Consider the following 22,765-nt stretch of genomic DNA (forward strand, 5'->3'; position numbering starts at 1 on the left):
CGGATTAGCCGCCCCGCTGGCGCGCTAGAGGGCTTTCAGGGAGCTGAGAGAGCTCTCTTGTTCCAGTCCAAAGGCCGACTCGGCGATGGGCTCTGCGCTGGCATCGTCGAGGCGCACGACCAGGGTCTTAAGCGTCATGCCTTCCTGATACTGAACCGACCAGGCCGGGTTGTAGATCGTGGGTTCATAGATGAGCTGGAGGCTCTCGCCGGGCTCCAGGCTTTGGGGCAGCGTCAGAGTGAAGCGCTGCACATCGAGAGACTTCGGGTTTGGGTTCTCTGGCGTCGTGAGCCCGCCGTCGAAGTGCACGCGGGAGACCGCGCGATTGGTACCGTTGGTCAGAGAGAGCTTCATGACCGGCTGAGCGCTTCCGGAGGGGGGGGTATCGAGCCGATATTCAGTAGCCTTCAGGGTGAACGCATCCAACGTGCGTCGGGCCGGCGCCGAACTCTCACGTAGCGCTTCGAGTTCCTTAATGGTGGGCTCCGCGAGGCTGCGCAGTGCTTCGATGGCATCCTTACGAAGGTCTCCGCCCACTTTCATCACCTGCTTCACGCTAAGTCCGTGAATGGCTTTCAAGGCGGCATCTTCGGCGGATTGATCGGGGGCGACCGTGAATTGAGAGTTGAAGAGAATGGCTTCGAGGTTCTCGTTGAAGGCTTTGCGCTCCGTCTCGGTGAGCCCCTCATGGATGCGGGTGATCGAGGCCTCGAGCGCCTCCGGGCTGGACGCGTCCACGCGGGGGCTGCAGCCCAGCAGGAAGGAGGTTCCGAGCAAGAGAAGGAAAAGTCTGTACATGTCGTCTCCTGGCGAAGAGGGGGATTAGCTCCCCCCGGGGGCGTTTCGTACTTCGCGATGGTGGTCGACTCAGACTGCTTGCAGAGGCTCCAACCGTGATGTGGGAGGCCGCAGAAGCGGGCCTCTGGGGATGGGGTCAGTGCATGTTGCGCATATGGGCGGCGACGCGATCGAGTGCCTGATCCAGGAAGCGGCGCAACTGTGCGTCCTCGACCTGCTCATCAAGGGCCTGACGCATGCAGAGCATCCAGGCCTGGCGGGCGTCTTCGTCGATGTCGAAGGGGGCGTGACGCATGCGCAGGCGAGGGTGCCCGTACTTTTCCATGTAGAGGGGGGGACCGCCGAGCCAGCCGGTGAGAAAGAGCACGAGCTTCTCGCGCGAGACTTTCAGGCTTCTGGCGTGCATCGCTCGGATGGTCGCCGCCTCGGGAAGGGTGTCCATCAGGTCGTAGAAGCGGTCGACGAGCTTTTGTACACCCTCGGTGCCGCCAACGAGTTCAAAAGGAGTGGTGTCTTCGGGGGGAGGTTGGGTCATGAGACTGCGTGGGAAAGAGGGAAGAGGGAAGGGCCGAGGCTCATCGTTAAGGACGGCGGTGCATCCGGTCAACGCTTCGGGGGTGGTGTTGCCCCGCGTGCGGTGAGCAGAACCCGGGATGGCCGCGAGGCCTTCCTGGTAGCGCCGTAGAGCCCTGGCGAGCGTGGCGCGTGCTCGGGAGGCTTTGGGTGGTGTGTGTTGGCGGCGTGCTTCAGGGCGAATCCCTCATCCTCGCCACATACTCGCCAGGGGAAGGTTCCCCTGGCGAGTATGTGGCGTCAGGCGTGAGGCTGAACGCTCTCGTGAAGATCGTCCATCTCTCCGTTGCGGTAGGCCTCCAGCGCCCTGCGAACCAGGCGCCCGTAGTTGGCGTCGGCCTGATCGAAGTGCACGAGCTGTCGCTCGATGATGTCTTTGCGGCAGCCGCCCAGCGATTCGACGATGTTGACCGCCAGGCGCACCTTTTCGTCGCGGTCCATCAGCCGGAAGAGGTTGCCGGCCTGCGTGTAGTCGTCGTGATCGATGCGGGAGTCCCAGCGGTCGACGGTCACCGAGCCGAGCTCCCAGGGCGGTTCATTGAACGAGGCATCGGGCTGGGGAGCGCCCTTGATGCTGTTGGGGTAGTAGTTGGGAAACCCGGTGCCCTCATCGTGCATCCCGCCGAACTGACCGTCGCGCAGGTAATTATGCACCGGGCAGCGGGGGCGGTTGACGTCCAGATCGCGGTAGTTGACGCCGACGCGGTAGAGGTGGGCGTCCTGATAACTTAAGAGGCGCGCCTGGAGCATCTTGTCGGGGCTGGGCCCGATGCCGGGGACAAAGGAGCTGGGGTTAAAGGCCGATTGCTCCACCTCGTGATGGTAGTTTTTCGGGGTGCGGTTGAGCTCCAGCTCTCCAAACTCGATGAGCGGGAAGTCGGCGTGCGGCCAGACCTTGGTCAGGTCGAAGGGGTTCCAGCGGAAGTTCTGGGCCTGCTCCTGGGTCATGACCTGGAGGTAGGCTTTCCATTTCGGAAAGTCCCCACCCTGGATGGCGTCGAGCATGTCGCGCTGATGGCTTTCGCGATCATGCATGATGACCTCGGCGGCCTCAGCGTTGGTCAGGCACTCGATGCCCTGGAGGGTCTTGAAGTGAAACTTGACCCAGACCCGCTCCCCCTGCTCGTTGATCATCGAGTAGGTGTGGCTGCTGTAGCCATTCATATGGCGGTAGCTGCGAGGGATGCCGCGGTCACCGAAGAGCCAGGTCACCTGGTGGAGGCTCTCCGGGCAGAGGCTCCAGAAGTCCCACTGCATGTTGGCGTCGCGCAGGTTCGTCTCGGGGTGGCGCTTCTGGGAGTGGATGAACATCTGGAACTTGTAGGGATCGCGCACGAAAAAGATCGGCGTGTTGTTGCAGACCAGATCCCAGTTGCCCTCGTCGGTGTAGAACTTCATGGCAAAGCCGCGCGGGTCGCGTTCGGCGTCGGCCGCGCCGCGTTCGCCGGCCACGGTGGAGAAGCGCACCACGCACTCGGTTTTCTTGCCCTTTTTCGAAAAGATCGACGCCCGGGTATAGCGGCGCAGGTCGGCGGTGACCTTAAAGGTGCCATAGACGCCGGTGCCTTTGGCGTGGACGACGCGCTCGGGCATGCGCTCGCGGTTGAAGCGCTGGATCTGCTCGATGAGGTTGACGTCCTGCATCAGCAGGGGGCCGCGGGGCCCGGCGCTGAGCGCGTTTTCCTGGTCGCCCACCGGGGCCCCGTCGGCGGTGGTCAGACGCGGACCTCGACGCCGGCCGTTGCCCGACGACTTCGAGCCCCGGGAACTCGTGCTTTTGGCTCCCCGCTTTGCCGCGGTGGAACCCCGGGAAGCGGAGGTCTTGGACGAGGTGCTGCGGGTGCTTTTCGACGCCTTTTTAGACGACTTCGTGGCGCCGCTTTTGGAGCTTTTGGGGTTCTTGCCGTTCTTTGAGGAGCCTGCCATGGGGCCTCCCGGGCTGAGAGAATACGTCGTTGGATGAAGTACCAGGGTACGTCTACGGCCAACTACGTGCCTCGCCATGCGGGGAGACTTCGGGGGCCCTCGTCGGGGGGCCAGGGAGAGGCGTGGGGCGGAGTGTAAACACCGCCTTAAGAGGGCAAGGGCTTTTTTGAAAGGGCCCGGGGGAGGGCCGTCCGGCCCTCCCCCGGGCGTGCGTGGGGACTCAAAGGCGGGGACTCAGGATGTGAGGCTGGCCACAAAAAAAATGCCCCCGGACGCTGGACATATGAGCAGAGGCGGCCAGGTTCGTCTCCGTCCACGGCAGCGGGGCGCGCGTCAGACGCCTTCTTCGAGTTCTTCGCCCTCGGCGTAGTACCAGCGGGGATCGCCCTTTTGGCCGGGGAGGGTTTTGAGCTCGAAGCGGCTGCGTTCGGTGAAGCTGAAGGGCTGGCGATCCTGGATCAGCGTGGCCTTAAAGGTCACGAAGCCTTCGGATTGGCCGGGCTCCCATTCGGTGTGGAGTACGCGTAGCTCCACGAAGTCGGTGGCCTTGCAGTAGGCCAGCAGCTCGCGCCGCCAGCTGGCGCGCTCGGGTTTGGCCTGGGGGCTCTCGGGCAGGGTTGTGTCGATGACGTAGTCGACCAGGCCTCGGGCGTAAGCGCTGAAACGCGAGCGCATCAGGGCTTCGGGATTCGGCGCCGGGAGGCCGCGATGGTACTTGCCGCAACACAGCGCGGCGGGTTGGTTGCTGGAGCAGGGGCAGGTGCGTCGTCGCATAGAGGTTCACGGGGCTTGGGGTCAGAGAAGCGGGGTCTAGGTTTGGGGAGCGCTCCGGTGGCGCGCCGACGTTGCGGCTGCCGGCCGGCGAGTGTGTTGTCATAGTCAACTTTGCCCGGGAGGCGAAGCGATGCGACAGGCGTTGATCGTGTACGAGTCGATGTTTGGAGACAACGAAAAGGTGGCCTACGCGATTGCGCAGGGGCTGGCCACCGGGATGCGTGTGGATGTGATGGAGGTGTCGTCGGCGCCGCCCCGGGTGGATAGCTCGATCGACCTGCTGGTGGTGGGGGGCCCCACTCATATGACGCGCTTGAGCACTGAGCGCTCGCGTCATCGTGCCGAAGACGAGTCGGAAGAAGACTGGGAGCCGCTCTCCGAGAGTGGGGTGCGGGAGTGGCTGGCCGGGTTGAAGGCGCGTGGCGAGGTGGGGCGCGGCGCGGCGGCAGCGTTTGGCACCAACCTCCAGGAGCCGAAGTGGCTCTCCAAGGTCGGTCAGGCGTCGCGGGCCATTGGTCGAAGGCTCAAGCACCTGGGGTTTGAGCTGATCGAGGCGCCGCAGACCTTCTTTGTCGAGGGCACCGAGGGACCGCTGGTGGAGGGAGAGGCCGAGCGAGCGCATCGTTTTGGTGTGGCGCTGGCGCGCCACTTCGGCGAAGCGCCGCGCCCTCACGCCTGAATGCGATCGTTGGCGTAGAGGCGCAGCAGATATTCGCCGGCGGCGGTGGCGCGGAACTCCTCGGTCAGGCGTTTGAGGGCATCGGGTGCGCCCTCCAGCGGGGGGAGCGCCGCGCCGTATTCGGCCGGGGAGACCAGGGGGCCGGCCAGGCTCCCAAAGGTCAGGTCGGCGGCGCTGAAGGTATCCCCGGTGAGGTAGGGGCGACCGTCGGCCAGCGTCTGGGCCACGCGGGCAAAAATATCGTCGATACGTCCGCGGGCGCGTTGCGCCCGCGCCGGGGTGATCGCGTAGCTCTTGGAGATCGCCTGGCGCAGCATGCCAAAGCCCGGGCGAATGGCCTGGCGTTGCCATCCCGGGCCGCTCTCCACCATGAAGTCGCGTGTGTAGGCGGCGTGCGCCAGCAGCACGTCGTAGACGACCACCCGCACCGCCGGGCCCAGACGCTGATCGAACTCCTCTTCCCAGGTTTCGATGGCGTCGGGTTCCGCGTCGTCGAGCGAGCGCTCCGCGAAGAGACGCGTGCCCGAGCCGACCTGATCGCAGAAGTGCAAAATGTCGGTGGAGTCTCCCACGGTCTTTTCGCCGGCTTTAAGGATCGGCACCGAGCGCTGCCCGGAGGGGAGCGCGCCGATCAGGTGAAAGAGGGGCAGGTAGGCCTGCTCCTCAAACCCCAGCCGATGGTGATTGAGCGCCCAGCGGGCTTTCTCACAGAAGTGGCTAAAGGGGATGGTGATCAGCGCGTAGGGCATGGCGAGCACGGGGGAAGAGGAGGCCGTGGGAGAAAACGATCAATCACGCTCGCTCAGCGGGCGGCGATCGCGACGGGTGCGACGAGGCTGCTTCGAGGTGTCAGCCGCAGCGCCTTTGGCGCGCTGTCCCGAAGGTTGCGAGCCCGACGTTGCCTGCAGGTTGCGGGCGTTGGCGCGCTGACGCGCGCCCCGGCTGGTGCGACGCTCCGAGCTTTGGCGACCCGAGCCGCTGCCCTGCCGGGGCTCCGACGAGGCACCCGAGCCCTCCGCGTTCCCCTCACGTTGGGAGGTGCGCGCCCCGGCAGGGCGCTCTCCCTGGCCGGAGCGGCCGCGCCCACCTCGGCGTCCGCGCCGGCGGCTGGAGCTGCGGCGCCCGGTGCCTTCGCCCTGCTCCTGCCGGGCGTCGTCGCGCGCTTGCCGCGAGTCGTTGCCGCGGCTGGCGCTCTCGACGCGCTCCTTGCGCTCGCCATGGCTACGCTCGCTACGCGTGCTCTGGCGCTGCTTCGGCGCGTTCTGGTTCTTGCTGCCACCGCCGCGGCTCTTGCGCCCGCCGGAGCGGCGGTTGGAGCTGCGTCGGCGCCCGCCGCGGCTCTTGCCCCGGCCGCCGGCGCTCCTGGCGGCGGGCACGGCGTTCATCGCCTTCTCGCTGTGGAAGGCATGCGTGGTATCCACCGTGATCGACTCACCGATGGTTTTCTCAATGTCGCGCAGGTACTCGCCTTCGGAGTCATCGCAGAAGGCGATCGCCGTGCCCGCGCGCCCGGCGCGTCCGGTGCGGCCGATGCGGTGCACGTAGCTCTCGGGCTCGTTGGGCAGGTCGAAGTTAAAGACGTGGGTGACGCTCTCCACATCGATGCCGCGGGAGGCCACGTCGGTGGCCACCAGGATGGTGATCGAGCCATCCTGGAACCCTTCGAGCGCGCGACGACGGGCATTCTGGCTCTTATTGCCGTGAATGGCCGCGGCCTTAAAGCCGGCTCGCTCCAGCTTCTTGGTCAGGCGGTTGGCGCCGTGCTTGGTGCGGGTAAACACGATGGTGGACTCGACCTTGAGGTCGACGAGCAGCTCGCTGAGCAGCTGCGTCTTGTCGGACTTCTCGACAAACATCACTCGCTGGTCGATGGCCTCCACCGTGGTCGATTCGGGCGTGATGTCGATGCGCACCGGATCCGTCATAAAGGTGTTGGCCAGCTTCGCCACCGAGGGCGGCATCGTGGCCGAGAAGAGCAGGTTCTGGCGCTCGCCACGCAGGGCTTTGAGGATCCGACGCACATCGGGGACAAAGCCCATGTCGAGCATGCGGTCGGCTTCATCGAGCACGAAGAAGTCGACGTGCGTCAGGTCGACAAACCCGCGGCCATGCAGGTCGAGCAGGCGCCCGGGGCAGGCCACCAAAAGGTCGACGCCCCGCTCCAACGCGCGGATCTGGGGCTTTTCATTGACCCCGCCGAACATCACCAGGTGACGCAGGTTTAAGTGCTTGGCGTAGGCCTCGATCGATTCGCCGATCTGGGCGGCGAGCTCGCGAGTCGGAGAGAGGATCAGGGCGCGTACGGGGCGCTTGCCGCGGGGGGCTTTCTGGCCGGCCAGGTGCTGGAGCACCGGGAGGGTGAACGCGGCGGTTTTGCCGGTCCCGGTCTGGGCGCAGCCGAGCACATCGCGGCCCTGGAGCAGCGCGGGGATGGCCTGGGCCTGAATGGGGGTGGGTTTGACGTAATTCTGGGCAGCGATCGCCCGGCGCAGCGGTTCGATCAGGTCGAGCTTTGCAAAATCGTTCAAGGAGATACCGTGGTAAAGGGGGCACTCCAAACGAGCGCCGCAGTGTCGAGGGCGTGGTAACAGAAGGGAAGAGCGGTGTCCATTGAGGGCGCCGGCACCTCGGATCGCCCGGCCGGCGTCATGCGGGGAACGGGTCGCCTGGCGAGGTTCTTCCGCGGGCGCGCCGGCGTCGCTCTCCGGCGGCGTGGTGCTCACGGTACTTTTTTTGTGCGTCGGTCGGTCGCTGGCGAGGGGATTCGACCAGGGTTCTGAAGGCGTCGCCTCATGGGGAGGTGGATGCTTCATCTGAATGTCATGTGTCTGAGGAGAGTTGCCATGAGCGATCTGTCGGGACGCCCGTTCTTTATTAATCTTGCCGTTGAGAATGTGGAGCGCTCCCGGCGCTTCTTTGAGGCGCTGGGGTATGCGTTTGATGCGCGCTTTGAGGGGGAGCAGGCCTGCTGCCTGATCATCAACGACCTGGCGTATGCGATGTTGTTGGAGCCCTCGTTTTTCCAGAACTTCACCGAGCGCAAGGTCTGCGACACCTCCAGCCACAGCGAAGCGCTGCTCTGCGTGCTCGTGCCTACACGCGAGGAGGTTGATGAGATGGTCGAAAAGGCGGTGGCTCACGGCGGCGCCTATGCGATGCCGAAGCAGGAGCAAGGGGGGATGTACGGATGGAGTTTTTATGATGTGGATGGCCACCACTGGGAGGTGGGGTGGATGGGGGAAGGCCTGCCCCCTCAGGAGTAGTTCAGTCTGCGGGCGCGTTGCTCGCCCGGGAAGGCGCCGAAGGCGCCCGGCCCGCGGTCGACGTCGGGCGCGCGCTCGGGGTAGGTTGGCCCCCCCGGGCGCCGGGCGCGCCCGCAGCCCTTTCCATCCAAGGAGCATGATGAAAGTTACGCGCCTGAATTGCTTTGCCTGCGGCCACGCGCTGGCGTTGCAGACCCCGATCTTTCGCACCACGACCTGTCCGGAGTGCGATGCCGACATGAAGGTCTGCAAAAACTGCCGTTTCTATGACGTGAACGCCTCCAAAAGCTGTCGGGAGCCGGTCAGCGAGCCGGTGCGCGACAAAGAACGGGCCAATTTCTGCGACTTTTTCCGCCCTGCCGCCCCTGCCGGTGGCCAGCCTGGCGAGCGCAGCGAGGCCGATGAGGCCCGCGCCCGATTAGAGGCGCTTTTTAAGTCGTGAAGGCGCCCCGGGGCGGGGTTGCCGGGGGTTGCCCCCCCCCCATGGGTGCGTTCGGGAACGTCCTTTTTGGGGAAGCTTGCTGAGAAGGGCACGTTCGCGAGCGGGATTGCCGGGGGTTGAACCCCCCATGGGTGCGTTCGAGAAGGGCCGGGGAGGGGTTTAACCCCCGAACAGGGGTGGTCGTGGGCGCCTGCCCGGGGCCTGTGGGCCGAGTTCGGTGCGCCCGGGAGGGCTCAACCCCCCATGGGTGCGCCCCGGGGCGCCTGGCCGAAACGTCGGGGGCGGTGGGGGCGGTGGGGCGCGTGGCAGAAGTTTAAAAGTGAAAAATTATTCTCATGACAGGGTGCGAAGCCCTCTCTAACGTCGTCGCGTTACATCCCACCTTTTGGGAGGACTGGAGTGGTGCCGGTGGTCGGCTCTGCTCGCGAACTAACAGGGCGCCTGGCGGCGCTCCATGTGATGAGAGGGTGTGTATGATGCAGTGGTATCGTCTTTTGACTCCTCTGGCGCTGCTGACCTGCGGCGCGCTGCTGACAACGGCCTGTGTGGAAGGCCCCGCGGACGATGGGACGCCCGATGAGACCGGAGAGCCCGTGGAACTCAGCGGGGACATCAGCGCGGACCGCACGGTGGGGGGGGACGTGTTCATCACCTCGTCGCTTACGGTGCACGCCAAATTGAGTTTTGAGGCCTGCTCCACGGTGAAGATCGCCTCCGGGGCGGTGATCACCGTGGAAAATGGCGGCGCGATTGAAGCGATCGGGGAGGCCGACTGCCCGGTGGTGATCGAGAGCGCCAGCGCCAACCCCTCGGCCGGCGACTGGGAGCGCATCGATATCTACGCCAGCGCCGACAACGCCAACCGCTTTGAGCACGCGGTGATTCGCCATGGCGATGGTGAGGGTTACGGCATGATCTGGGTGGAAGAGGGCGCCCAGATCAGTCTGAGCGACGTCGCCTTGCAGGAGAGCGCCTACGCCGCGATTCAGATCAACGGGGATGCCCGGGTGGATGCGTTCTCCAATGTCAGCTTCAAAGACATCGGTGGTCCGCTGGTCTCGGTCAGTGGTGAGCGGGCCCATACTCTGGAGCCCTTCGCGGCCAGCGGGACCAACCCCCAGGCCTACGTCGCTGTGATGAACGGGGATATGAAGCAGGACGTCAGCTGGAAGGCGCTGGGCGTGCCCTATGTCATGCAATCGCAGGCGCTGATGGCGGATCTGACGCTGGAGGCCGGCGTGACGCTTCAGTTTGAAGGCGGCGGGTACCTGCGCGTGAGCGAGGGCGGACAGCTGCGGGCGATGGGGAGCGCGGAGCTCCCGGTGGTGATCGAGAGCGCCAAGTCCAACCCGGCCGCTGGCGACTGGGCGACGATTGAGATTTACGGCGACGCCGACAACGGCTCGCGCTTCCAGCACACCACGGTTCGCCACGGTGGTGGCGATGGCTACGGCGCGATCTGGTTGGAGGCCGGCGCCACGATTGAGCTGGAAGACGTCACCTTCAGCGACAACCAGGGCTGTGACATCGACGCGTTGGGAACGGTCAACGCGACCAACGCCGACTTCGTGACCTGCGACTAAGGCGCGGAGTCCGTCGACGCCCGTAGTCTCAAAAAAAGCCCCCGGTTTCGGGGGCTTTTTTCATGGGGCGAGTCCGAAAGGTGTCGGAAGCCTTCCCCCCGAAAAGGGAGGCCCAGGCATGAGGCGGAGGCCTCAGGAGGGGCGCCCGACGAGCACTTTGTTGCTGCAGAAGAAGCGCCGCTTTGCTATGGGGAGCGCGACTCAACACACCCAAATATGAAGCCGGGCCCCTGTTCGCGGGGTATCACGGCGTTGTTAGGCCCAGAAGCCCGGGTAGAAGTGGCATGAAAAGAGCCGTGCAGGCTGCGCATGCGGCATATCGATTGGAGCGTAGCGAGGCGGAGTGGCTGGAGGGGTTGCTGGCGTTGATGGCGCCCCTGCTCGACCGGGGCCGGGGCGTGGTGGCGTATCGCTGGGTCTGTGATCGCCACCGGGTGCAGGCCCTGACCTTTCGTCAGCAGGGCGGTCGCGGTGGGGATGAGCAGATGTTTCGCGACCTGCTCCAACACCTCGATCCGACCCGGGCCCGGCTGGCCTACGAGCATCCCTATCGCTACCGCGCCCTCTCCGAGATCGCTGGCGAGCATCCGACCCTGAAGCATCTGCGTCAGGACAGCGACATGCAGCGTCTGGCGCATGGCCGCGACGTGGTCGATTTTGAAATGCTGCGGATGGATGAGGGAGGGGGCTCCGGCTTTATGTTTTGCGTGCTGCTGGACAGGCCGGTCGCGATGTCGGCATCTCGCCGCGCGATCTGGGAGCGGGTCGGGGCCCACGTGGCCGCCGGCGCGCGCCTGCGCCGTCGCCTGGATTCGCGGGGGTTGGAGGGGGCGGCGGCCGTTTTTGATCGGAGCCGCTCGCTGCTGGAGGTTCCGGATCCACGGCTGCGCTCCGAGCACGCGCGTCAGCAGGTGCGTCATCTCATCGAAGCGCGGGAGCATGCCAGCAGCCTGGCCGCCGATCGCCCGCTGGAGGCGTTGAACCTGTGGCAGGGCATGGTGGAGGGGCGCTGGTCGCTGCTGGATGTGATCGACACCGATGGGCGCTCCTTTACCGTATTGCACGAAAACCCGCTGGAGGTGCGCTGCAACGTGAGCCTGAGTGAGCGCGAGCGTCAGGTGGCCTACCTGGTGGGGCGAGGGCACCATGTGAAGCTGGCGGCCTATGAGCTGGGGCTCTCGCCATCGACGGTGCGCTCGCAGCTGCGCTCGGCGCTGCTCAAACTCAACCTGGAGGATCGCTCGGCCCTGGTGCGTCTGGTGGCGTCGGTGTTCGGGGCGGAGTCGCAGATTCGGCTCGCGGAGTCTGAGCTGTTGGTGCTGGCTCAGCCGCCGCTGCGTCTGCCGGCGGGATTGAGCGAGGCCGAGCGCGATGTGGCGCGCCAGGTGGCTCAGGGGCGCACCAACGCCGAGATCGCCGCGGCGCGGGGCAGCGCCGAGCGCACCGTGGCCAATCAGCTCGCCAGCATCTACCGCAAGCTGGGGCTGAACTCGCGTCAGGAGCTGGTGCAAACGATCTGCGACGAGCAGCCCTCGACGGACCCAGGCTGAGCCGGGCGCCGGAGGCGCGTCGCTTAGTCGGATGCCGACGAGTTCATGACCTGGAGGATCGCGGCGATGAGCTCGTCGTAGCCGTAGGGTTTTTGGAGCAGGGGGGCGTCGCGTTGAGTGGCGAGCTCGGCCGCGTCGTCGGGGCTGGTGGAGGCGTCGACGAGGAGGACGCGCAGCCCGGGGGCGCGGGCTTTCAGGCGTTGGATAAGCTCTGCGGTGGGGAGTTCGGGGGGGGGCCCCTCGGTGATGAGGAGATCGAAGGGGGAAAGGTCCGGGCGCTCCACCAGCTCCAGGGCGCGGGCGGCGCTTTCGACGCCGGTGACCTCCAGGCCGGCCAGGATCAGCAGGCGCTCGGTGGCGAGGCGCACCGTCGTCTGGGCGTCGACGAGGAGCACCCGCCAGGGGAGCAGGGAGCGCCGGCCGCGGATCGCGCCCGGGCCGTCAGACGAGGGCGTCGCGCGCTCCTCGGCGGCGGGGAAGTAGAGATCAAAGGTGCAGCCCTGGCCCGGCGCGCTCTCCACGAAGATGGCGCCCTCCGACTCCCGGATGACCTCGGCCACGGTGACCATGCCCAGGCCGGTCCCCTCTTTTTTGGTGGTGAAGTAGGGCTCGAAGAGCCTGGCGAGCGTCTGATCGCTGAGGCCCTGGCCGGTGTCGCTAAAGCGCAGGTGGACGTAGCGGCCCGGGCGCAGGGCCTGGCCCAGGGCGTCGATGCGCCGGCGGCGTTCGACGTGGTTGCTCGCTTTCAGCGTGAGTTCGCCGCCCTCGGGCATGGCGTCGCGGGCATTGACCAGCAGGTTGAGTAGCACCTGTTCGATGCGCTGGCGGTCGGCCAGGATCGGCCAGCAGGTGGGGCCGAGATGGCGGGAGAAGATCACGTCGTTGCCGATCAAAGGGCGCATGATCGGGGTCAGGGCTTCGATGAGCGTCGGCAGATCGAGCGCGGTCTTTTGCATCGGTTGGCGGCGCGAGAAGGCCAGCAGGCGCTCGGTCAACGCCGAGGCCCGGGCGCAGGCTTCGGTGATGGCCTGGAGGCTTTGGGTGCTCGCCATGGGGTCGGCGAGCTGCTCTTCGAGCACCTGCGTCGAGTTCTGGATCACGGTGAGCAGGTTGTTGAAGTCATGGGCCACGCCCCCGGCGAGTTTGCCGACGGCTTCCATTTTCTGGGCGTGGCGCAGTCGGGATTCCAGGTCCTGGCGGGCTCGCAGATCGCGGATGGTGACGCTGGCGCGCAGGTTGCCGCGGGCGTCCTGAAAGGTCGCGCAGGAGACATCGCAGGGGATCAGGGTGCCTTCGCGGTGGCGATAGCAAAGCTCGCCGCGGTAGGTGCCGGTGCGTTGAACCTGCACCAGCGCGGCGTGCAGGCCGGGGGCGTCGGGGTCGATGATGCCCCGGCGGCCGATCTCGCAGAGTTCGTCGGCGGAGTAGCCCAGGAGGGCCTCGGCGGCGGGGTTGGCCTCCAGGATCTCTCCCTGCGGGGTGGTGAGCATCATGGCATCCAGCGAGTTACGAAACACCGCCTCGTAGCGTCGCTGAGCGTTGGCGCGGGTGAGCTCCAGGTAACGCACGCGCTGGATGTTGCGGGCCAGGGTGGCGCCGACCTCCTGGAGAAAGGTGCGGTAGTCCTCGTCCAGGGGAAGGTGGGGGTGGAGGCTGGCGAGCATCCCGGCGACGACCCGGGGCCCCCCGGCGTGGAGCTCGACGATCGGTAGCCAGACCCAGGGGCCGGCGCCGGCCTGGCGCGCGCCGGGAAGTTCCACCAGGTGCAGACCCTCCCTGGTTGAGCGCCAGGGAATCTGGTCGAAGAGGGGCCGGGGCCCCATCCGGGGCTCGGTGGTCTCGATCAGGCGCAGGTGATCGCGCGCGGCATCGACCTCAAATAAGAGGACGCGTGGCAGATCCTCAAAAGCCTCCTCCAGGCAGCGGGCGCCCCCGGAGAGCACCGCCTCGACGCTGGTAGCTTCGGTGAAGGTGCCCAGCCTACCTAACTGGCGAGCGCGGCGGATCGCGCGCACCGACGCGGTGGTCTCCACCGCCGAAGCCAGGATGCCGACGACCTCGCCATGCTCGTCGCGAAAGGGGCTGTACGAGAAGGTGAAGTGGCACTGCTCCAGGCGACCTTTGCGGCGAAGCTCAAAGGGGTGATTCTCCAGCCAGAGGGCTTCGCCGCTGCGGTAGACGCCTTCGAGCAGCGGGCGCACCTCCTCCCAGATCTCGGAGTACACCCGGCGTACCGGCTGCCCCAGCGCTTCGGGGTGCTTTTCCTGCAGGATGGGCAGGTAGCCCTCGTTGTAGATCTGCACCAGCTCTGGCCCCCAGGCCAGGGTCATGGGCATGCGCGAGTTCAGGATCATGCGCGCCCCGGAGCGCAGCGCCGCGGGCCAGTGCTGTGGGGGCCCCAGCGGGGTGTCCTCCCAGTTCATGGCGCGGCAGCGGGCGGCGACCTCACCGGGGAAGTCAAAGAGCAGGTCAGGCGACGAAGCGAGGGGGCTCATAAGTCAGACCAGGCCAGGGGGAGAGCACGGTGATCGAGCGCGTGCGTGAACACCCCCCACCATAATCAAAGATGGGGGTTCGGCGAAGGGGGTAGATCGAGCAAAGGGCGCCCGGGCGTGGCCAGGCTAAATGCGCGGGGGGAATCGGGAACTTCTGTGGTAGGAGCGTGGGGAGCGCGGCGCGGCAACGCGGCGCGCCTCTCTCACCACGAACTCACACCCCAGGACAGGCCATGATCGAGATCGGTCAACACACCACACTCACCGTGATCGCGCGCGGCGCACAGGGCTACGTGCTCCAGGGCCAGGGGCCTGAGGAGCGTCTGGACCTGCCGGCTCAGGAGGCCCCCTCGACGTTGAAGCCTGGCGAGCAGGTGCGGGTGTTTGTGTACCTCGATTCCGACGATGTGCCGGTGGCCACCACCCGGGAGCCCAAAGTCGTGGTGGGCCAGTGCGCCTGGCTCAGTGTCAAAGAGGTCAACGCGGTGGGGGCCTTTGTGGACTGGGGGCTGGGCAAAGACCTGCTGGTGCCCTTTGCCGAGCAGGGCACCCCGATGCGCGCGGGGCGCTCCTACCTGATCTACGCCTACATCGACAGCACCGGGCGGATCGCGGGAACTCGCCGGCTCGACACGTATCTCTCGACCGACGGCAGCCAGTTCAGCGCCGGCGACGAGGTGGATCTGGTGCTCTGGGAGCGCAGCGACCTGGGCTTTAAGGCCGTGATCAATCACACCCATGTGGGGATGCTCTTTGAGCGGGAGATCCTGGGCGAGCTCAAGCCTGGCGAGTCGCTGCGCGGCTACATTCAGGAGGTGCGCCCGGATACCCGCATCAACCTGAGTCTGCAGCGGCATACGGCGTCGGCCCGCGACGCCCTGCAGAGCGCGATTTTTCAAGACCTCCAGTCTCGGGGCGGGGTCTCCACGCTCACCGATAAGAGCTCGCCGGAGGCGATTTTTGAGGCCTTTGGTGTGAGCAAAAAGAGCTACAAAAAGGCGCTGGGGGCACTCTATCGGGCACGGATGATCGAGCTGGAGCCGGGGATCGTGCGTCTGGTCTGACGCTGGTGAGAAGGGCGGCTGCCGGCTCGTGGGGGCGAGTCAGGTGGTGATGGCCAGCTGGTAGCGCTCGACCATGGCTTCGAGAAAAGAACGATTGGCAAGCAGGGAGCCCTGTGACTCCCAGACCCAGTGAGGCGCGTGGGTGGAGGCGCGCTCGAAGAGGGCCAGCGAGCGGCGCTCGAGATCATGGCGCGCAGGGTAGCGCAGGGCGTCGGGTTGGTCGCGGTGATGGAAAAGGCGGGCAGCCAGGTGTTGCGAGGCCATGTAGTCGGGGGCGTTGATCAGGCTGCTTTCCAGTCCCATTCGCAGCAGGTAATGGCCGTCGAGGCGTACGACCCGAAGGGGCTGCGTGCAGGTCAGCTGATAGAGTATCTGATCGTCCAGAGCGCTCAGAGCCAGAGCCTGCCCTTGAAGTTTGCCGCGGCCCAGAGTCTCGACAAAGGCCCCTTCTGGCGAGGTGGAGACGTAGCAGACGCCAAACTCCCCGGCGGGATCGTTGAAGCGGGCGTGGGGGCCTCGCCCGAAAAAGATAGGGCTGGGGTAGCCCGCCGCCTGAATGCGGTAGAGCGGGGTATGGGGCTTTAGTGTCGTTAGCTCCAGAGACTCGGGGAGCTCCCGAAGCGTCGCAGGGGTGTCGGCTGGCGAGTCTGGCATCGCTTCAGGTGCTCAGGTGCTGCCAGTGCTGGCGAGCGCAGCGCAACACGGGTTCGAGCTGCCCCTGAGTCAGGGCGTGGGCGGGGGTGTCGCCGTGAAGCCCTTCATGAGGGGAGTTGAAGAAGTTCAGAGCGTCAAACCAGCCGTAGTCGGGAAGGAGCTTAAGAACCTGCTCCAGGCCCGGGAGCAGGTGGCTTTCGACGAGCTGAAAGGAGGGGATGCGTGTCGGGCTCGGCGATGAGTCGTTGGCAGGGATGGCCAGCAGCCGCCCTTGAGCGATGGCGGTGCGGAGCTCGTCTATGCTGAGCTCCAGGCGCCGGGCGGCTTCCTCAAGGGAGAGCGTCGGGGTCTGCAAGAGTTCCCGGCGGCGGCTGTCACCGCGGGCGAGTGCCCTGGCGAGCACCGGGCTCTTCTCGAGTTCGGCGCGCGAGGGCAGGCCAAAGGGCTCTTCCCGGCGTAAGGGGCCGAAACTCTGCCCGGCGCGTATCAGGCTCAACGAGTGGCGTGGGGCCGAGGCGGTGCCATAGGGCTGATTACGACGGGTGGTTTCCGGCAACATCAGGGGGGCAGATGCCATGGTGTGCTCCAGATGTCAGCGCCTCTTTGAGGCGATCACTGATGGCCCATCGAAAAATGTAGCCGCCCTGATCATGGTAGGGGAGTAGAATCTGAGGAATCTGCTCAAAGGGGTAGCGTCCCTGCTCAAAGAGTTCGGTGCGGATCACATAGACCCGTCGATTCTGCTCGTCGCGGGTAAGCCCGTGGGTGATATGGGCTCGCCCCTGCGCGAGTTTAAGCGAGATAAAGCGCATCAGCTCGTCCACCTCATCTTCCTCCAGCGCGTCATCACAGAGCTCGCCGGCAAACGCGGGCTTGAGTAACTCCGCGTAGGAACTCTGGTTCAGACCCAGCTCATGACGGTTGATCACATCCTGGTAGGTCAGGCTGAAGCCGGACGCGGTGTGCACGTCGTAAATTGAGCTGAAGGCTTTTAGCAAAGGGCTCAGGCGCCGGTGGAAATCCTGGCGTTCGGTGTACTCGGTGGTGGCCAGGCGCAGGTGAGTGGCGTTGACCGAGAACTTCCAGAAGCGGTCTTCCGAGATGAAGTCGTAGGTGGTGAGTCCCCGGGAGGCATCGCGGCTGCTCTCCTGGCGAGGGTAGCGATCGCGGATGGCTTCCTGCAACGCGACCGGGAGTTCGCTCTCCAGACGCAGGAGACGCTCGATCGAGAGTTCGCAGCTCACCTCCACCAGGGGGTTGGGCTCGAAGATGATGCGTTCGGATGCAGGGATAGGCATGGGGGCCTCCGTGATCGGCTGCCGGTCATACGGTGCAAAAAACAGCGCTCTCAAAGGGGCGCCTGGGAGCAAGGGGCAGCGAGAGTATAAGGCATGATCTCGCGCAAGTCTTCCCCGGGCACTGGCGAGCGCGACGGGAATATTGCATGGTGGGCTCCTACGCAAACACAGACCGGCCGGGGGGGATCAACCCCAACGCCATCACATCAGGAGGAATGATGACGCAGGTATCGAAAGGGAGCGCGGGAGGAGGGCTGGCGCTGGGCATCGTGGCCTTGATGGTGCTCGCCAACCTGTTCTGGTCGCCTTCTTCCAAAGACACGACTGTGGAGTGCACTCGCGGGCACTGCCAGGTGTATACAGGGAAAAAGGATAAGAAGGCCTATGCGAGCTTTCACCTTCGCGATGTGCGCAAGGTCCGCGTGTCGAGCGCCAGGAGCAGTAGGCGTGGGCGCAGCTGGCGCTCTACCCGCAGCTCCTATTACGAGGTGTCGGTGGGCTTTCACAGCGGCGATACCATGCGCAAGACCGTGACCCCCCGGATCTCCAAAGAAGAGGCCGAGCGCGTCAAAGAGCAGATCGACTACGCGTTGATGGCCTATCGCGGCTGAGTGTGTTGAGGGGGCGACAGGGGAGCCTTTGGAGGGAGCGATGTCGGAATCGATAGCACGGCACGAGATGATCGAGATGCTGATCTACGCCTTCGCCGGGGTGCTCGTGGTGGGGGGCCTGGTGCTCTACTACTGGGGGCAGATCCGGGAGGGGCTGATCTGGGACGCGCTCCGCCAGGCGCGCGGCTGGAAGGCTGGCGAGGACACCTTTTTTGACGTGAGCTGGGAGCTCGATACCGGGGCCGGGCCCGCGCGCGTGAAGGTGGGGCGAGCGTCTCGGCGGTGGGTGATGGTCGCGATGGAGTTTGGGGCGCCCTTTCCCCAACACCTGACGATCACCGAGCGGGTGTTGCCGCTGAGTGGCGAGCCCGATCGGCGTTTTGGGGAAGCCGGCAGTCCCTTTCACCGCGGGCTCAAGGTGAGCGCCCCGGCCCAAGCCCCCGGGGTGGAGCGCCTGGCACGCGCGGGCTTTGGCGAGCTGCTGGTGGCGCTTCGGAAGCGCGGTGCGCGCGTCGAACTCAGGGAGCGTCGCCTGAAGCTGGAGTACGTCAAAACACTCTTTAAAACCCGTGAGGAGCTGGAAGCCTTTGTCGAGCGCCAGCTGGAAGCGGCCCAGACGATCGCCGAGATGGCCGGGCTGCAAGGTGGGGAGAACCAGCCGGTGCCCGAGCCGCGCGCGCTCGCGCAGGGAACAAGCCTGCGGGAGAAGCGCTCCACCGGGCATTGGTGAGAGGAGACGTGATGGACCAGACCTGGATGATCATGGGTGGAAGCCTGGTGGCGCTCGTTGTGCTCTTTCACATCGTTTTTCTGGTGCCCCCGGTGATCTCGGGCATCAGGCTCGATCGACGCTGGGAGGAGATTCGCCAGGCCCGGGGCTGGCCTGCAGGCAAGAGCCACTTCTTTGGCGCGGTGTGGATGGTCGATACGCGGATAGGGCCCATCCACTTCCAAATGGGGTATAAAGATTTCGCCAATGAGATGGACCTACTGGTGACGGTGATGGTGTTTGACGCACCGTTTCCCCGCACGTTGCACGTGAGCAGACGGCGATCTTGGGATGAAGAAGCGCCCGATCTGCGCTTTGGCGGGGCCGATAGCGAATTCAATCGCCTCTTTAAGGTGAAGGTCTCCGACGATGAGCCGGGGCTAACAGGCCTGGCCTGTCCGGCCTTTGGCGCGCTGCTGGCGGAGTTCGGTCGTGGCGATTCATCCCTAGAGCTCAAGGAGCGTCGCCTCCAGATCAAGTTTTGTGGAGCGACAAGGTATGAGCGCCAGGGCATTGAAGCGCAGATCGAGCAGTACCTGCAGGCGGCCCGATCGATCGTCGAGATGGCCGGACTCCAGGGCGGGGAGGGGCCCCCGGAAGCGCCCGAGGCCGGGGAGCGCCACAAGGTCGGGGCATGTGCGGCTGAGACCGGCGAAGGCGTGACGCAGCATCAGGACATGCCCTCCGGGCACTGGTGAAGCGATTTCCCCCAAAAGGGGGGGGAGTTTTGAAGAGCGGTGCCCGTGCTGCTAAAACCAGGGGCACTTCAATCTTAAAGGATGGGGCGGCGGGTGAGCGCGTGAGGTGTTCGCTACGGCGTTCCTCTTTGCATGCCATGAGGGGGTAGGTCGATGAGAGAGCCGGGAATGGGCTGGCGAATGGTGGCGGTGATGATGCCGCTGATGATGCTGGGCGCGGGTTGCGAGGGGTGTCGCAGCTATTTTGAGCCGGAGAATAACCTGGAGGTCTATCAGGGCGCGGCACCCGCAGAGGTGGATTTCCCCTCGTATTGCACCGGGGTGCATGTCTGGGGCAGCGGTGGGGAGCCCTTTGAGGAGGTTGAGGTCGATCTCCAGCTCTTCGATGTCGATGAGCAAGGGCCGCAACATCGGCGGGGGCTTTTCTCGGCGAAGGTGTACTACGGCGAGGGGGACGATGAGTATTTTGTACTGCCGGTGTACTTCGACTCGGAGCGCGAGAAGCATTATTTCATCTCTCCGATGCATCCGGAGTCTGCACAGGGTGGCCCGCTGACCCTGCGATTCACCGATGGTGAGGCGGAGTGCCCGGGGGAGGTGGCCTGGGAGGTGGAGGCTTTGCCGCCGGCGCCCGGCGCCCTCCGGGAGTCGTTGATCGCCTCCTCAGAGCTCGCCGAGACCCTGCTGGAGAGCTACGGGCTGGAGTTGCGCGAGGTGCTGGAGGGGCCCCTGGATGAGGTGCCGGTGATGGCCCTCCCGCTGGCGATGCAGGCCTGGGCCACGGCCCATCCGGATAACCCCGATTCGCTGCTGGCGCAGCTCGATGAGGGGCGTCTGCCGGTGGAGGTCAGCGCTGAGGACCTTGCGCTGGTCGACGCGATCATCGGAAAGGTCGACGCCGCCGGGCTGAGCCGGGAGGCGCTGGTCGGGCTGGCCGAGCTGGAGGCCGAGGGGCCGGTGGAGCTGCGCTTTACCCCGGGGCCTTCTGAGGAGGGGCTGGAGTTTGGAGACGACCTGGGGCAGCACCGCCAGGGGATCTGCGCCAGGATTTCCGACCGTGTGGAGGTGGAGATCGCCAATGCCGAGGAACTCTCCTATTACATGCGAAAGGCCGCCACCGTGGCAGGGGTAAAGAGAGAGGTAGCGAAGGTAGGAACCCTGGCCAGCGTGATCTCCGTTGTGCCGGGGCCGTCCGCCGGTGTGGGTGTGGTGTTGGGGCTCTATGTTGGTGCCGCGCAGTTGGGGAGCTACATGTACACCAACTCTATGCCACGCTGGCTTTACGATGGGGAGGTGCGTAGCTACACCAGCGCATTTATCGAAGATTACCGGGTGCCCGGCCAGTGGGATGACTTTGTTGTTTCGGCCCACGCGCCGGGATGGGTTCTGGGGGGGAGTGTCGCGAAAATGTTCGTGAATCTTGCGCTGGCCGCGGCCTGGGGCGTCGATAACCTGACCGGAGCCGGGCGGATCGCGAAGAAAACCGCGGCCTCTACGCTACTGCGTAACGAGATGAAGATCGGCAACGATGATGTAGCCACGGTGTTTGAGAATATCGTTGAGTTTTTCGTTGCAAACGCTGCCGGGACATCGCTGGAAGGGATGTTTGATTTGACCCTGGGTTGTGAAATTCGCCCGGGCCCCTGGACTGACATCTCGCTCTATGTCGATACCCATCAGGTCGATTTTGAGTACCAGGGAGGGATCGGCTCCCGGGCGAATGGCGCGGATGTGGCCGCGGGCTTTTGTAGCGAGGGGCCGCTGAACACCAACAAGCGGGTGTATGAGCCTCGTCACGCCGGGGGCGGCGCGGTGGTGGTGTGGGCCAACGGTACCCGCGCGGCCTTTCCGCCGCAGAGCAATCAGGAGAGTTCGCGGTGGGAGGGGCCGGTGACGATCACGCCGATTCGCGTGGAGATGGAGCAGCGGGTCATCGCGGCGCTCCCCGGCGACTCGGTCATCTTGAATGCCGAGATCTTCGGGGAGGATGCCCGGGGCCAGTGGGAGGTGACCTATGGTGAGGCCACGCTCCGCGACATCAGCGAGGATGGGGGGCGCCACACGGTGGTGGTAGAGCTGCCGGCGACCCGGGAGGAGTTCCCGGTAGAGGTGACCCTGACGAGCCTCTCTTTTGGGGGCTTGCGCTCTCCGAGCTGCGGGCAGCCCCCGCGCCAGGCCTCGGTGCTGATGCGCAACGAGGAGTCGCTGCGCATCAGCCCGCGGGCTCGCTGCATTCAGCCTGACGAGCCCCTGCAGCTCAGTGCGGAGGCTGTCACCCTGGCCGGCGATGCGCGGGTGACGTGGGAAGCTTCCGGCGGGAGCATCAGCTCCGATGGGCGCTTTGTCAGTGCAGACACGGGGGAATACACCATCTCCGCGAGCATCGAGGAGCGCGAGCTCTACGACTCGGTGCGGGTGCGGGTGGGCCATTGCGAGTGTTTCTACGACATGGAGACCCAGGGGGTGGCCAGCGGTTCGGTCGGCGACTTTAAGGGCATCTCGGCGCTTTATGTAGCGCCACTGCTCACCCTTGATTTTGGCAGCTCTCATACAGCGCGGCATACCATCGTCGCTGAGCTGCCCGTGGGGGAGCAGCCCCTGGTGGTGCCGGCCAACTTTTCGGTGGCGCTGAACGAGATCTTTCCACTGCCCTTCCCTCATACCTCGGCGCATGGCGAGGGGATGTTGACGATCACCCGCTGGACGGAGAATGGGTACATCGAAGGGGTCTACCAGGGCACGGCGCCCGGGGGCACGTACCAGGTCAACGGTCAGCAGGAGGTCTACCTGGCGCCCACCTCCATGGAGCTGCGCTTTATGGCGCCGGTGCGTGATCCGGAACATCCCCTGGCCGGGCTCTTTGTAGAGTGTCCGCTCCTCTGAGATAAAGGGACGTCGCGGATGAAATGAGGAGGTGAGATGAGCGAGCGTGAACACGAGCAGGAAACCCCGGATTTGCCGGTGCAGGAGACCCCGGAGCCGTCGGAATCCGCTCCGCCGGAGTCGGAGTCGTTGGAGGTGTCGGAGCCCCGGGGGTTCTGGAGCGCGTTGAGCCGGGCGCAGCGCCTGCTGGTGGTGGTGCTATCGCTGGTGGGGGCGCTGACCCTGGTCGGAGGGCTGGTGTTTATGAGCGCGCCGCGCGATGCCCAGGTGGTGTGCAACCCCTCCATCTGCCGGGTCTACGTGGCGTCGCGGATGGGGCTGGAGCGCGCGTACACGAGCTTTGACGTCGCTCAGCTGCGCGGGGTGGAGGTGGTCGAGAGGAGCGAGCGCGGCAGCGGCGTGCGCCCGGGCCACCGCGCCACGGGCCACGTCGTCGTGATCTCGCAGCGTGACGGGCAGCGTCAGACCATCTCGCCGCTGCTGCCTGCGGAGTCGGCCTGGCGGATGTACACCCAGCTGGAGCGTATGCGGGCCTTTGATGAGGTGCGCGTTCAGCAGGTCCAGGGGCGTCAGCCCTTGAAGCTGCCGGAGCGCCCCGAGCTCTAGTGGCGGGGAGCTTCTGAGCTCCCCTTCGTTCACACGCCTAAAAAAAGCGCCCCACAGGTCCCGGGGCGCTTTTTTTAGGCGTCGGTGCCGCGGGGGCCC

Annotated in this window: 21 protein-coding genes; 11 read left to right on the forward strand and 10 right to left on the reverse strand. The window is 65.6% G+C overall.

Annotated elements, in window-relative coordinates; translation table 11 throughout:
* Window positions 1–24: 24 nt before the first annotated feature.
* From DL240_RS08935 to DL240_RS08950, 4 genes are all read right to left on the reverse strand, one after another.
* On the reverse strand, window positions 25–798 hold the full coding sequence (locus DL240_RS08935) for a DUF6694 family lipoprotein (RefSeq protein WP_111729534.1): 774 nt from the start codon (window positions 796–798) through the stop codon (window positions 25–27).
* 136 nt (window positions 799–934) lie between these two features.
* On the reverse strand, window positions 935–1,333 hold the full coding sequence (locus tag DL240_RS08940) for a group II truncated hemoglobin (protein ID WP_111729535.1): 399 nt from the start codon (window positions 1,331–1,333) through the stop codon (window positions 935–937).
* Window positions 1,334–1,611: 278 nt separating this feature from the next.
* Window positions 1,612–3,297: a catalase gene (locus DL240_RS08945; protein ID WP_111729536.1), complete on the reverse strand. Its 1,686-nt coding sequence runs from the start codon at window positions 3,295–3,297 to the stop codon at window positions 1,612–1,614.
* Window positions 3,298–3,630: 333 nt separating this feature from the next.
* Window positions 3,631–4,071, reverse strand: a complete 441-nt coding sequence (locus DL240_RS08950) for a YchJ family protein (protein WP_111729537.1) — start codon at window positions 4,069–4,071, stop codon at window positions 3,631–3,633.
* A 130-nt stretch (window positions 4,072–4,201) separates the two neighbouring features.
* On the opposite strand from DL240_RS08950, the gene DL240_RS08955 reads away from it, so the two are divergent.
* Window positions 4,202–4,750, forward strand: coding sequence for a flavodoxin family protein (locus DL240_RS08955; RefSeq protein WP_111729538.1), 549 nt, complete (start codon window positions 4,202–4,204; stop codon window positions 4,748–4,750).
* Here the strand turns inward: DL240_RS08955 and DL240_RS08960 are convergent.
* Both DL240_RS08960 and DL240_RS08965 read right to left on the reverse strand, forming a co-directional pair.
* Window positions 4,741–5,499: a glutathione S-transferase family protein gene (locus DL240_RS08960; RefSeq protein ID WP_146618200.1), complete on the reverse strand. Its 759-nt coding sequence runs from the start codon at window positions 5,497–5,499 to the stop codon at window positions 4,741–4,743. The genes DL240_RS08955 and DL240_RS08960 overlap by 10 nt on opposite strands.
* Before the next feature lie 39 nt (window positions 5,500–5,538).
* Window positions 5,539–7,278 carry a DEAD/DEAH box helicase gene (locus DL240_RS08965; RefSeq protein WP_199589779.1) on the reverse strand — a complete coding sequence of 580 codons (1,740 nt, stop codon included), beginning with the start codon at window positions 7,276–7,278 and terminating at the stop codon, window positions 5,539–5,541.
* Between the two features lie 315 nt (window positions 7,279–7,593).
* On the opposite strand from DL240_RS08965, the gene DL240_RS08970 reads away from it, so the two are divergent.
* From DL240_RS08970 to DL240_RS08985, 4 genes are all read left to right on the forward strand, one after another.
* On the forward strand, window positions 7,594–8,013 hold the full coding sequence (locus DL240_RS08970; RefSeq protein WP_111729540.1) for a VOC family protein: 420 nt from the start codon (window positions 7,594–7,596) through the stop codon (window positions 8,011–8,013).
* A gap of 139 nt (window positions 8,014–8,152) precedes the next feature.
* Window positions 8,153–8,455, forward strand: a complete 303-nt coding sequence (locus tag DL240_RS20460; protein WP_111729541.1) for a hypothetical protein — start codon at window positions 8,153–8,155, stop codon at window positions 8,453–8,455.
* Window positions 8,456–8,928: 473 nt separating this feature from the next.
* Window positions 8,929–10,038: a hypothetical protein gene (locus DL240_RS08980; protein ID WP_111729542.1), complete on the forward strand. Its 1,110-nt coding sequence runs from the start codon at window positions 8,929–8,931 to the stop codon at window positions 10,036–10,038.
* Window positions 10,039–10,322: 284 nt separating this feature from the next.
* On the forward strand, window positions 10,323–11,588 hold the full coding sequence (locus DL240_RS08985; RefSeq protein WP_111729543.1) for a helix-turn-helix transcriptional regulator: 1,266 nt from the start codon (window positions 10,323–10,325) through the stop codon (window positions 11,586–11,588).
* A gap of 23 nt (window positions 11,589–11,611) precedes the next feature.
* Here the strand turns inward: DL240_RS08985 and DL240_RS08990 are convergent, their stop codons facing one another.
* Window positions 11,612–14,083, reverse strand: a complete 2,472-nt coding sequence (locus tag DL240_RS08990; RefSeq protein ID WP_111729544.1) for an ATP-binding protein — start codon at window positions 14,081–14,083, stop codon at window positions 11,612–11,614.
* 233 nt (window positions 14,084–14,316) lie between these two features.
* Here DL240_RS08990 and DL240_RS08995 point away from each other — a divergent pair, with 233 nt between their 5' ends.
* Entirely contained in the window at window positions 14,317–15,147 is an 831-nt protein-coding gene (locus DL240_RS08995) for a CvfB family protein (RefSeq protein WP_111729545.1), read from the forward strand.
* Window positions 15,148–15,186: 39 nt separating this feature from the next.
* On the opposite strand, the gene DL240_RS09000 is transcribed toward DL240_RS08995, so the two are convergent.
* Genes DL240_RS09000 through DL240_RS09010 form a run of 3 tightly spaced genes read right to left on the reverse strand, consistent with a single transcriptional unit; the run spans window position 15,187 to window position 17,099 of the window.
* Window positions 15,187–15,801 (reverse strand): RES family NAD+ phosphorylase, encoded by a 615-nt coding sequence (locus tag DL240_RS09000; protein ID WP_111729546.1) that lies wholly within the window; start codon window positions 15,799–15,801, stop codon window positions 15,187–15,189.
* Between the two features lie 4 nt (window positions 15,802–15,805).
* Window positions 15,806–16,378, reverse strand: coding sequence for a hypothetical protein (locus DL240_RS09005; RefSeq protein WP_146618202.1), 573 nt, complete (start codon window positions 16,376–16,378; stop codon window positions 15,806–15,808).
* Window positions 16,335–17,099 carry a TIGR04255 family protein gene (locus tag DL240_RS09010; RefSeq protein ID WP_111729548.1) on the reverse strand — a complete coding sequence of 255 codons (765 nt, stop codon included), beginning with the start codon at window positions 17,097–17,099 and terminating at the stop codon, window positions 16,335–16,337. The genes DL240_RS09005 and DL240_RS09010 overlap by 44 nt, the downstream gene beginning before the upstream one ends.
* A gap of 218 nt (window positions 17,100–17,317) precedes the next feature.
* On the opposite strand from DL240_RS09010, the gene DL240_RS09015 reads away from it, so the two are divergent.
* The 5 genes from DL240_RS09015 to DL240_RS09035 all read left to right on the forward strand — a co-directional run bounded on the left by DL240_RS09015 (window position 17,318) and on the right by DL240_RS09035 (window position 22,666).
* On the forward strand, window positions 17,318–17,710 hold the full coding sequence (locus DL240_RS09015; RefSeq protein ID WP_111729549.1) for a hypothetical protein: 393 nt from the start codon (window positions 17,318–17,320) through the stop codon (window positions 17,708–17,710).
* A gap of 40 nt (window positions 17,711–17,750) precedes the next feature.
* Window positions 17,751–18,440, forward strand: a complete 690-nt coding sequence (locus tag DL240_RS09020) for a hypothetical protein (protein ID WP_146618203.1) — start codon at window positions 17,751–17,753, stop codon at window positions 18,438–18,440.
* An 11-nt stretch (window positions 18,441–18,451) separates the two neighbouring features.
* Complete coding sequence (locus tag DL240_RS09025) at window positions 18,452–19,177, forward strand: hypothetical protein (protein WP_111729551.1); 726 nt, start codon at window positions 18,452–18,454, stop codon at window positions 19,175–19,177.
* 168 nt (window positions 19,178–19,345) lie between these two features.
* A complete protein-coding gene (locus tag DL240_RS19615) occupies window positions 19,346–22,060 on the forward strand; it encodes a hypothetical protein (RefSeq protein WP_146618204.1) in 2,715 nt (904 codons plus the stop codon).
* 36 nt (window positions 22,061–22,096) lie between these two features.
* Window positions 22,097–22,666, forward strand: a complete 570-nt coding sequence (locus DL240_RS09035; RefSeq protein WP_111729552.1) for a hypothetical protein — start codon at window positions 22,097–22,099, stop codon at window positions 22,664–22,666.
* Window positions 22,667–22,765 lie beyond the last annotated feature (99 nt).

Source organism: Lujinxingia litoralis (assembly GCF_003260125.1).
In the GTDB taxonomy this organism is placed as follows: domain Bacteria; phylum Myxococcota_A; class Bradymonadia; order Bradymonadales; family Bradymonadaceae; genus Lujinxingia; species Lujinxingia litoralis.

Excerpts from the sequence above, each read along its gene's own strand:
- DL240_RS08935 (WP_111729534.1), bottom strand. The coding sequence starts at position 798 with ATGTACAGACTTTTCCTTCTCTTGCTCGGAACCTCCTTCCTGCTGGGC.
- DL240_RS08940 (WP_111729535.1), bottom strand. The coding sequence starts at position 1,333 with ATGACCCAACCTCCCCCCGAAGACACCACTCCTTTTGAACTCGTTGGC.
- DL240_RS08945 (WP_111729536.1), bottom strand. The coding sequence starts at position 3,297 with ATGGCAGGCTCCTCAAAGAACGGCAAGAACCCCAAAAGCTCCAAAAGC.
- DL240_RS08950 (WP_111729537.1), bottom strand. The coding sequence starts at position 4,071 with ATGCGACGACGCACCTGCCCCTGCTCCAGCAACCAACCCGCCGCGCTG.
- DL240_RS08955 (WP_111729538.1), top strand. The coding sequence starts at position 4,202 with ATGCGACAGGCGTTGATCGTGTACGAGTCGATGTTTGGAGACAACGAA.
- DL240_RS08960 (WP_146618200.1), bottom strand. The coding sequence starts at position 5,499 with ATGCCCTACGCGCTGATCACCATCCCCTTTAGCCACTTCTGTGAGAAA.
- DL240_RS08970 (WP_111729540.1), top strand. The coding sequence starts at position 7,594 with ATGAGCGATCTGTCGGGACGCCCGTTCTTTATTAATCTTGCCGTTGAG.
- DL240_RS20460 (WP_111729541.1), top strand. The coding sequence starts at position 8,153 with ATGAAAGTTACGCGCCTGAATTGCTTTGCCTGCGGCCACGCGCTGGCG.
- DL240_RS08980 (WP_111729542.1), top strand. The coding sequence starts at position 8,929 with ATGATGCAGTGGTATCGTCTTTTGACTCCTCTGGCGCTGCTGACCTGC.
- DL240_RS08985 (WP_111729543.1), top strand. The coding sequence starts at position 10,323 with ATGAAAAGAGCCGTGCAGGCTGCGCATGCGGCATATCGATTGGAGCGT.
- DL240_RS08990 (WP_111729544.1), bottom strand. The coding sequence starts at position 14,083 with ATGAGCCCCCTCGCTTCGTCGCCTGACCTGCTCTTTGACTTCCCCGGT.
- DL240_RS08995 (WP_111729545.1), top strand. The coding sequence starts at position 14,317 with ATGATCGAGATCGGTCAACACACCACACTCACCGTGATCGCGCGCGGC.
- DL240_RS09000 (WP_111729546.1), bottom strand. The coding sequence starts at position 15,801 with ATGCCAGACTCGCCAGCCGACACCCCTGCGACGCTTCGGGAGCTCCCC.
- DL240_RS09005 (WP_146618202.1), bottom strand. The coding sequence starts at position 16,378 with ATGGCATCTGCCCCCCTGATGTTGCCGGAAACCACCCGTCGTAATCAG.
- DL240_RS09010 (WP_111729548.1), bottom strand. The coding sequence starts at position 17,099 with ATGCCTATCCCTGCATCCGAACGCATCATCTTCGAGCCCAACCCCCTG.
- DL240_RS09015 (WP_111729549.1), top strand. The coding sequence starts at position 17,318 with ATGACGCAGGTATCGAAAGGGAGCGCGGGAGGAGGGCTGGCGCTGGGC.
- DL240_RS09020 (WP_146618203.1), top strand. The coding sequence starts at position 17,751 with ATGTCGGAATCGATAGCACGGCACGAGATGATCGAGATGCTGATCTAC.
- DL240_RS09025 (WP_111729551.1), top strand. The coding sequence starts at position 18,452 with ATGGACCAGACCTGGATGATCATGGGTGGAAGCCTGGTGGCGCTCGTT.
- DL240_RS19615 (WP_146618204.1), top strand. The coding sequence starts at position 19,346 with ATGGGCTGGCGAATGGTGGCGGTGATGATGCCGCTGATGATGCTGGGC.
- DL240_RS09035 (WP_111729552.1), top strand. The coding sequence starts at position 22,097 with ATGAGCGAGCGTGAACACGAGCAGGAAACCCCGGATTTGCCGGTGCAG.